The 8559-nt window shown below is 61.3% G+C and carries 7 protein-coding genes; 1 reads left to right on the top strand and 6 read right to left on the bottom strand.

What is annotated here, in order from left to right; all coding sequences use genetic code 11:
- Nucleotides 1-2877: beta strand repeat-containing protein (locus AC11W3_RS01985; protein WP_484092400.1), on the top strand; the 2877-nt coding region annotated here is incomplete at its 5' end.
- Nucleotides 2878-3173: 296 nt separating this feature from the next.
- On the opposite strand, the gene AC11W3_RS01980 is transcribed toward AC11W3_RS01985, so the two are convergent.
- The 6 genes from AC11W3_RS01980 to hypA all read right to left on the bottom strand — a co-directional run bounded on the left by AC11W3_RS01980 (nt 3174) and on the right by hypA (nt 8522).
- Nucleotides 3174-4934, bottom strand: a complete 1761-nt coding sequence (locus AC11W3_RS01980; RefSeq protein ID WP_484091799.1) for an NADH-dependent [FeFe] hydrogenase, group A6 — start codon at nt 4932-4934, stop codon at nt 3174-3176.
- Nucleotides 4935-4951: 17 nt separating this feature from the next.
- Nucleotides 4952-6421 (bottom strand): NADH-ubiquinone oxidoreductase-F iron-sulfur binding region domain-containing protein, encoded by a 1470-nt coding sequence (locus tag AC11W3_RS01975; protein ID WP_484092399.1) that lies wholly within the window; start codon nt 6419-6421, stop codon nt 4952-4954.
- Between the two features lie 15 nt (nt 6422-6436).
- Nucleotides 6437-6814 (bottom strand): (2Fe-2S) ferredoxin domain-containing protein, encoded by a 378-nt coding sequence (locus AC11W3_RS01970; protein WP_484091797.1) that lies wholly within the window; start codon nt 6812-6814, stop codon nt 6437-6439.
- A gap of 91 nt (nt 6815-6905) precedes the next feature.
- A complete protein-coding gene (locus AC11W3_RS01965; RefSeq protein ID WP_484091796.1) occupies nt 6906-7424 on the bottom strand; it encodes an NADH-quinone oxidoreductase subunit NuoE family protein in 519 nt (172 codons plus the stop codon).
- A 23-nt stretch (nt 7425-7447) separates the two neighbouring features.
- Nucleotides 7448-8179 (bottom strand): hydrogenase nickel incorporation protein HypB, encoded by a 732-nt coding sequence (hypB, locus tag AC11W3_RS01960; protein ID WP_484091795.1) that lies wholly within the window; start codon nt 8177-8179, stop codon nt 7448-7450.
- Nucleotides 8169-8522 (bottom strand): hydrogenase maturation nickel metallochaperone HypA, encoded by a 354-nt coding sequence (hypA, locus tag AC11W3_RS01955; protein WP_484091794.1) that lies wholly within the window; start codon nt 8520-8522, stop codon nt 8169-8171. Before hypA ends, hypB begins: the two co-directional genes overlap by 11 nt.
- Nucleotides 8523-8559: the final 37 nt, after the last annotated feature.

Raw genomic sequence — 8559 nt, 5'->3', positions numbered from 1 at the left:
GGCAGCGGCGGAGGTGGGTTCGATTACAGTACTCCTTATCTGGGTGGCAACGGTGGCGGGCTGATCAGAGTCGTGGCGAACAGCTTGAGCCTCTCCGGAAGCATCCTCGCCAATGGCGGCAGTGCGTCAGGCGGGGGAGGAAGCGGCGGCGGTATTTTCCTTCAGGTCGGAACGCTGTCAGGGAGCGGGACCATCAACGCAAATGGTGGGACCAGCGGCAGCGGAGGTGGCGGAGGAGGCAGGATCGCAATCTACTATGACACCAATACGCTACCTACTAGCTCGATTAGCGCCAGCGGCGGAAAGGGGGGCGCCGGGCAGCCCACCAGCTATAACGGCGGAGCCGGAACCATTTGTCTCAAGAACAATAGCAGGCCGAAAGCCGACCTCATTCTCGGTAACGGCGGCATGGCAACCACCAATGTGACGACTGTCCCGGGAGGTGATTATGGCACCGTCACTGTAAGCGGCGGTGCTGTCATCAGCGTCACCGGGAACTTCACTACCGAAACTCCGATATCTCTAAATGATTCCTCCCTGTCTGCAGGTGGATATATAACTCCGGGAGATCTGCTGCTGAACAACAGTCAACTGTCACTAAGCACCGCGCTGCCGCTGACGGGGAACCTGACGCTGACTAACAGCACCCTCAATGTGTCAGGCGCCGTGACCGTTTCCGGTGCCTTGGCGATTAACAAAAGCACGCTGACTCTCAACAGCACTTTAACTGTCGACGGTAACCTCACCCTTGCCAACCAGAGTACGCTGACACATTTCGGTGCAACTACCGCCGCCACTTACAGGGCCGAGGTTAATGCGGCTTCGGTCACCATTGACGCGACTTCAAAGATCGACGTCAGCGGCAGGGGTTACCTCGGAGGCTTCGTGAGTCCTAACGGCAGCAGCCGCGGCATGACGAATCCGCTTAACCTGACCGGAGGAAGCGTCGGATGGTCCGGCGGTAGTTACGGTGGATGGGGGGGCTACACCTATTTCACCCGAAATACGCCATACGGCACAATGCAGCAGCCCAATGAAATAGGCAGCGGCGGAGGTGGGGCCGATTTCAGTCCTCCTTATCCAGGAGGCAATGGCGGCGGGCTGATCAGGATCTTGGCGCAAAGCTTGAGCCTCTCAGGGAGCATCCTTGCCAATGGCGGCAGCGCGTCAGGCGGGGGAGGGAGCGGCGGCGGCATTTTCCTCCAGGTCGGAACCCTCTCAGGAAGCGGGACCATCAGCGCAAATGGTGGAACAGGCAACAATGGCGGTGGCGGAGGAGGAAGGATTGCAATCTACTATGACACCAATACGTTACTCAACAGCTCGATAAGCGCCGTCGGCGGGAAGGGGGGCACCGGGCAGCCCTCCAGCAATAACGGCGGAGCCGGAACCATTTACCTCAAGAATAACGCTCTCGCTAAAGGCGATGTCATCATCAGCAACGGGGGCTTGGCTACTACCAATCAGACGCCCGTGCCGGCTGGAGACTATCGGCTGTTTGATGTTGTCGGAGGAGCCGTATTTTCTATATCTGGTACTGGAACGATCACCAACGAAAACGTGATCACCCTGAAGGACTCCCAGTTCTCCTTCACCGGAGACTATTCGGTACCGAGGGACCTTACCTTGCAGAATGCCAGTGTTACCGTTGCGGGTGGCGTGACGGTCCCCGGCAATCTGCTCATGACAAGCAGCACGATGTCGTTGCAGAACAACCTCAACGTCACCGGCACCATCACCGCCCAATCCGGGAGCGTGCTCACGCATCCGGAAGCCACCAGCACCAACGCCTGGAGGCTTGATATCCAGTCTGGTGCTGTTACAGTCGACGCCTCTTCACGGATCGATGTCAGCGGCAAGGGTTACCTGGGCGGGTGGCAGGGGGATAACGCATCTGCCGCCGGTCGAACGGCGGGCAACATCACGACAGCCGGGAGTCAAGATCATAACGGCGGGAGCTATGGCGGGTTAGGGGGCTACCAATCCAATGCTCTTGTCGCCACCAGCTATGGTAACCTGCTCGATCCACACGATATCGGTGCTGGCGGCGGAGGAGACACCCTTTCCGGCTCCGCCGGCGGCAATGGTGGCGGGTTCCTAAAGATCAAGGCGCCTTCCCTGGTGTTAAATGGCTCTCTGCTTGCTGACGGCATGAATTCAACCGCTGGTGCTGGTAGCGGTGGGGCAATCCGTTTGGACGTAGCAGCTGTCTCCGGCAGCGGAACCATCCGGGCTCGCGGCGGGGCCGGGGCAACCACCGGCGGGGACGGCTCCGGCGGCGGGGGCGGTCGCATTGCCGTGTACTACACAACCAACACCCTGCCCACCACGAATATATCAGCCAATGGCGGGGTCGGCCTGGACGGCACTGATCCCCTCCGCAACGGAGGGGCAGGCACGATCTACCTCAAGGACGGTGCCAAGGCGACTGGAGATCTCACCATCGACAACCGCGGACTGGTCACCAGGGATGGCTCCACCATCCTCCAATCAGTAGGCCGTGGTGTGATCTCCGTCATCACTAGTACGAGCCTGATCGACACCACTGCAACCTGGACGCCATCAACGTTGTCAGGCATGAAGATCAATCCGAACGTGAACCAGCAGCAGTACTTCACGCTGATAGATAATAATGCAGATACACTCTACATCGATCCGGCAGCGGGGAACCTCAACTCCGTCGCCGCCGTAGGGAACAGCTACAGCGGTGTCTTCCCTCTAAACAATTTGCAGCTTCTAGGAAAGGCAAGAGTCTACAGTAATGAGCAGATCAAAGTCAGCAACACCCTCTTGATCGACGACTCGACTCTGGTTGCCAATGATGTCACTGCAGGGACCACGACAACAACCAATGGAGGGCTGCTCTTGCCGCAGTAGCTTGGGAGGGAGCTGCGGTTCATGTTCAACTGTGGAGGGGGGGCTGACGGGACAGGCAGCGGGGTGCGAATGGAGATGTCCCCTCCTTGCATCAATTCAGGGATGCCCCTACATTGGGCTTGTTGCCCATTTTCGCACGAATACTTGCGGTGACCCGGCTACGCCAATAGGGCGCCTCTGTCGAGCGGCAAAAACAATGCCCCGGCTTTTGCGGAATTCCGCAAAAGCCGTGGCAACGAAAAGGTGAACCATCCTCCTGTAGATGCCGGCACGAGCCCCCCCTCGTGCCTCCAATCCTACATCTTTTCCCGCTTGAAATAGTGGGTGTGCAGCAGCTGGTGCGACTTCTCTCCCAGCGGCTTGCCCAGGAACTTCTCGTAAAGCTCCATGACGTACGGGTTCTCGTGGGACTTCCTGAGCGGCTTCTTCTTGTCCTCGGAGTAAATGGCCTCGGAGCGCTTCTTGAGGATCGACTCGTCCCCGTGGTGGTACGGCTGCCCGCCGCCGCCGACGCAGCCGCCGGGACAGGACATGATCTCGATGGCGTGGAAGAACTCCTTCCCTTCCTTGACCATCTGGAGGAGCTTCCTGGCGTTCCCCAGTTCGTGGGCGACTCCGATGGTGAGGGTCTTGTCGCCGACCGGCACCTTGGCCACCTTGACACCGTCCAGGCCGCGCAGTTCGGTGTAGTCGAGCTTGGGGAGCTCCTTGCCGGTGGCGAGCTCGTAGGCGGTACGGACCGCGGCCTCGATGACCCCGCCGGTGGCGCCGAAGATGACGGCGGCGCCGGTCGACTCGCCCATCGGCTTGTCGAAGTCGTCATCGGGGAGGGAGACGAAGTCGATGTTGGAGCGCTTGATCAGCCGCCCCAGCTCCCTGGTGGAGAGGACGATGTCCACGTCGCGGTTGCCGTCGACCGAGAACTCGGGCCTGGCCGCCTCATACTTCTTGGCCAGACAGGGCATGATCGACACCACCACCATCTTTTCCCTGGGAATGCCGAGCTTCTCGGCGAAGTAGGTCTTGGCGATTGCGCCGAACATCTGCTGCGGGGACTTGGTGGTGGAGGGGACATCGAGCATGTCGGGGAACTGGTGCTCGAAGAACTTGACCCAGGCCGGGCAGCAGGAGGTCATGATCGGCAGCCTGACCTCCCTGTCGCCGTCCAGGTAGCGGGTCAGCCTGTCCAGGAATTCCGACCCCTCCTCCATGATGGTCAGGTCGGCGGCGAAGTCGGTGTCGAACACGTAGTCGAAGCCGAGACGGCGCAGGGCGGAGACCATCTTGCCGGTGACCAGGGTGCCGGCCGGCAGCCCCAGGTCCTCGCCGAGCGCCGCCCTGACGGCGGGGGCGGTCTGCACCACCACCACCTTGTCGGTATCGGCCAGCGCCTCGATCACGGACCAGGTGTGGTCCTTCTCCACCAGGGCGCCCACCGGGCAGACCGCGGTGCACTGGCCGCAGTTGGTGCAGATCGAATCGTTCAGGTTCATCTCGAAGGCGGGGGCGACCACGGCGTCGAAGCCGCGGTTCACGCCGGAGAGGACGCCGCAGCTCTGCACGTCGTTGCACATGGTTTCGCAGCGCCGGCACATGATGCACTTGTCCATGTCGCGGATGATCGACTCGGAGTAGTCCTTGCGGTACTTGGACATGGCGCCGCCGTCGTAGGGGGACTCGGTCAGGCCGAACTTCTGGGCCAGGTCCTGGAGCTCGCACTCCCCGGACTTCTGGCAGACCAGGCAGTCCTTGGGGTGGTCGGACAGGATCAGCTCGGTGACCGTCCTTCTGGCGTTGAGCACCCTGAGGGTGTTGGTCTTGATGATCATCCCGTCGGAGACCGGGGTGGCGCAGGCCGGGGCCAGATTGCGCCTCCCCTCCACCTCCACCACGCAGACCCGGCAGGTCGCCTTCTGGTTGTTGACCTTCAGCTGCTCCAGGTTGAGGTAGCAAAGGGTCGGGATGTCGACGTGCAGCTTCCGGGCGGCGTCCAGAATGGTGCTGCCGGCAGGCACGGTTATGGATTTGCCGTCTATTGTTATATTCGCGATGGACATGGTGCGCTCGCTCCTTTCTATTTTTTGACGATCGCCACGAACTTGCACTTTTCGAGGCATGCACCGCACTTGATGCATCTGCTCTGGTCGATCAGGTGGACTTCCTTCGCCTTGCCGGCGATGCAGCTGACCGGACAGACGCGGGCGCAGGCTGTGCAGCCGACGCATTTCTCGGGGACGACCAGGTACTGGAGGAGCGCGCTGCAGACCCCGGACGGGCACTTCTTCTCGTCGATGTGGGCCGCGTATTCGTCGGCGAACACCCTCATGGTGGAGAGGATCGGGTTGGGCATGGTCTGGCCCAGTCCGCACAGGGCGGTGTCCTTGATGGTCTCGCTCAGGAGCCTCAACCGGGTCAGGTCTTCCCGGGTCCCCTTGCCCAGGGTGATCTTGTCCAGGAGCTCATAGAGCCTCTTGGAGCCGATCCGGCAGGAGGTGCACTTGCCGCAGGTCTCGTCCATGGTGAAGTCGAGGAAGAACTTGGCGACCGACACCATGCAGTCGTCCTCGTCCATGACGATCATCCCCCCCGACCCCATCATCGACCCCTTGGCGATCAGGTTGTCGTAGTCGATCGGGGTGTCCAGGTCCTTTTTGGTGAGGGCGCCGCCGGAAGGGCCGCCGGTCTGCACGGCCTTGAACTCCTTGCCGCCGGTGATGCCGCCGCCGATCTCGAAGATGATCTCCTGGAGCGTGATCCCCATGGGGACCTCGACCAGCCCCACGTTCTTCACCTTGCCGGCCAGGGCGAACACCTTGGTCCCCTTCGATTTCTCGGTGCCGATCCCCGCGAACCATTCCGCCCCCTTGATGAGGATGGCCGGGACGTTGGCCAGGGTCTCGACGTTGTTGATCGCGGTAGGCTTCCCCCAGTAACCCGCCTCGGCAGGGAAGGGGGGCTTGCTGGTCGGCTCTCCCCGCTGCCCTTCCATGGAATGGATCAGGGCGGTCTCCTCGCCGCAGACGAAGGCGCCGGCGCCGTACTTGATCTCTATGTCGAAGTCGAAGCCGCTTCCGAAGATCTTTTCACCCAGGATGCCGTAGTCGCGCGCGTCGTCGATCGCCTTCTTGAGCCTCCGGATGGCCAGGGGGTACTCGGCCCGGATGTAGACGGTGCCGATGGTGGCGCCGATGGCGTAGCCGCAGAGCGCCATGGCCTCGACTATGGAGTGGGGGTCCCCCTCCAGGACCGCCCGGTCCATGAACGCCCCCGGGTCCCCCTCGTCGGCGTTGCAGACCACGTATTTCTGGTCCGCCCGGTAGCGGCTGGCGAACTCCCATTTCAGGCCGGTCGGGAACCCTCCCCCCCCGCGGCCGCGCAGCCCGGACTTCTTGATCTCGTTGACCACGTCGACGGGGCTCTTTTGGGTGACCGCGACGGCAAGGGCTTCATATCCTCGCTGGGAGATGTATTCGTTGATACTCTCGGGATCGATGAAGCCACAGTTCCTGGTGGCAATCCTGTACTGCTTTTTCACTGTTTCCATCAATGGTCCCCCGGTCTAGTACTCCGCTCTTTGATAGTTGACGGGAATGACCCCTTCGACCACTTCCCCGTCTTTCACGTACTTCTTCACGATCAGCCGCGCCTTCGCCTCGTCCACGTAACCGAACACCACCGGCTCCCTGCCGGGGAGGGTGACCTCCACGGTCGGCTCCGCGAAGCAGTAGCACATGCAACCCGACTGCTTGAACTCGACGTCGGGGATGGAGAGTTTCTCCACCTCCTCCTTCATGACGTGCATCGCGGTTTCGCCGCCGGACGCGATGCTGCAGGTACCCAGCGAAACGTTGATCACCGTCCTGTGGTTTAGCGCGGCGCTCTCCCTCAGTTCATCCCGTAGTTTTATCAGATCATCCAGCGAGCCTATCTTTCCCATCTCTTGTACTCCTCCACCTTAGTTGGCGTCACAAAGTCTCCCCCCGGAGGGGCGAGGTTTTTCCGCGCTTGGCGCTCTTTCCGTTTCCGGCCTAGAATTCGGCGAGGATGTCCTTCACCTGGTCCGGCGTCACGTTCCCGAAGGTCTTCTCCCCGACGGTGAGGACGGGGGCGAGGGCGCAGGCGCCGACGCACCTGAGGACGTCGATGGAGAATTTCCCGTCCCTGGTGACCTCTCCGATCTCGACGCCGAGCTGCTTTTTGAAGGCGTCGATCACCTTCTCGGCCCCCTTGACGAAACAGGCGGTGCCGTTACAGATTGAGATCGGGTATTTGCCCTTGGGCACCATGGTGAAGTAGGTGTAGAAACTGACCACCCCGTAAACCTGGGCCAGCGAGGTCCCCATCAGACCCGCCACGGCCTGCTGCACTTCCAGCGGGAGATATCCGAAGATGCTCTGCGCCTTGTGCAGCGCGGTCACCAGGTGGCCGTCCTTGGTGGGGAGCTGGTCGATGAATTCCTTCAATTCCCGGTACTGCTTTTCCGGCAGCTTGGTGCGCTGCGGCTGTCCGCATCCTGCAGTAAACTGGCACGTCGATCCTGTTTGCATGATACCCGTTCTCCTTTCCCTGTTTATGCTGCCACGCCCGCAGCGTTGCCATAAAGCGTTGTCGAGAGCTCCGGGGTTTCGGAAACCTCGGGGGCTTTGGTTGCGATCTTTTCCTGGAACCTGCCGATCAGCCACTCGCACCAGGGCGCGAGCCCCTCTCCGGAGCGGCACGATATCTCGAAGCAGGGCGCGGACCTGTTCACCCCCCGCACCCCCTCGTAGAAGAGGCTCCGGTCGAAGTCGAACGCGGCGACGGTGTCCGTCTTGTTCAGCAGCACGGCGTCCGCCTTCATGAAGATCGCCGGATATTTGAAGGGCTTGTCGTGCCCTTCCGGGACGCTGGCGATGACGACGTTCAGGTCTTCGCCCATGCTGAATTCGGCCGGGCAGACCAGATTGCCGACGTTCTCGACGAAGATGATGCTCGGCTCGGGGTAGTCGAATCCGTCGAGTACCTTTCCGATCATGTTGGCGTCCAGGTGGCACATGTTGCCGGTGTTGATCTGCTGCACCGGAATGCCCCGGGCGCCGATGGTGTCGGTGTCGATCCGGGAGGCGATGTCCCCCTCAATCACCTTGAATGCCGCCCGGCTCCGCAGCCTCTCCATCGTGGCGAGGATGGTGCTGGTTTTCCCGGCCCCGGGAGAGGCCATTATGTTCACCGCCAGGACCCGGTGGGCGCGAAAGAACCCCTGGTTGGCCAGCGCGAGCCTCTGGTTCCCCTCCAGAATGTTTCTGCGGACATCAATCTTCATCGGTCTCGACCTCGATACTCTCTATGTAGAATTCCTGCCCTCTGGTCACCTCGACGTCGTTGCCGCCGCAGGCGCTGCATCGGTAGCTGCGGTCGTCCCTGCGGAAAGTGTGGCCGCAGCTGCGGCATCCGAATTCTGGCGCGACGCGCGTTATGCCGAGCCGGGCATGCTCGGCGACGGTCCCCCTGCTCAGGATGTCGAAATAGAACTGCACCGAGTCATCGACTATGCTGGCCAGGTCTCCGATCACCAGGTTTATGGCGCAGACCCTGGCGACACTGGTCCCCTTGACCTGGTCGGTGACTATGTTGAGCAGACCCTCGGTTACCGACAGTTCGTGCATGCTGGTTTCCTTCCGGAGACGTTAATGGTGGTTACCT

The organism is Geomonas sp. (genome assembly GCF_056994735.1).
Note: the sequence above shows the minus strand (reverse complement) of the source record. Positions and strands in the feature narration are given on the sequence as shown.

Bases quoted from the DNA above. Each gene is read 5' to 3' on its own strand.
- AC11W3_RS01980 (WP_484091799.1), bottom strand. From the start codon at position 4,934: ATGTCCATCGCGAATATAACAATAGACGGCAAATCCATAACCGTGCCT.
- AC11W3_RS01975 (WP_484092399.1), bottom strand. From the start codon at position 6,421: ATGGAAACAGTGAAAAAGCAGTACAGGATTGCCACCAGGAACTGTGGC.
- AC11W3_RS01970 (WP_484091797.1), bottom strand. From the start codon at position 6,814: ATGGGAAAGATAGGCTCGCTGGATGATCTGATAAAACTACGGGATGAA.
- AC11W3_RS01965 (WP_484091796.1), bottom strand. From the start codon at position 7,424: ATGCAAACAGGATCGACGTGCCAGTTTACTGCAGGATGCGGACAGCCG.
- hypB (WP_484091795.1), bottom strand. From the start codon at position 8,179: ATGAAGATTGATGTCCGCAGAAACATTCTGGAGGGGAACCAGAGGCTC.
- hypA (WP_484091794.1), bottom strand. From the start codon at position 8,522: ATGCACGAACTGTCGGTAACCGAGGGTCTGCTCAACATAGTCACCGAC.